Here is a 395-nt window from a genome sequence, read left to right on the forward strand (position 1 = left end):
CAAAACATCACTATCAGCAGCCTTCCTTCTACCCTTGATGTTAGCGTCAAAGTCGTAGAAAAAGCGTTTAATATTATCCCTTCTGTTGGCGCAACCGTTAATTTTAGTCCTGTGGGAGATGTCACGGGTTCGTTCTCCAATGGTACTAGCGTCATCACCAATGCCAGTGGTATTGCCTTAAATTTCTTCAATCTCACAGCAGCAACGGGAGATTTCCAAATCTTGGCGGCTTCTTCGGGTTTGGATACCTTGACCTTTAAGATTACAAATAACTTGTCAACAGCAACAACAACAACAGATTTTTCGCCATTTGAACGAGAGTTTGATTCTCTAGAAATCCGAGAAGAAGACATCCTTTTTGCACGGGGTTGTCTGTCTACTCCCGAAGATGAATT

1 protein-coding gene is annotated in these 395 nt (G+C 42.5%); it reads left to right on the forward strand.

What is annotated here, in order from left to right; all coding sequences use genetic code 11:
• On the forward strand, positions 1 to 395 hold a 395-nt coding region (locus tag JUI58_RS06045; RefSeq protein WP_204102857.1), incomplete at both ends, for a hypothetical protein.

It is taken from the genome of Spirulina sp. CCY15215 (assembly GCF_016888125.1).
Classification (GTDB): Bacteria; Cyanobacteriota; Cyanobacteriia; order Cyanobacteriales; family Spirulinaceae; genus CCY15215.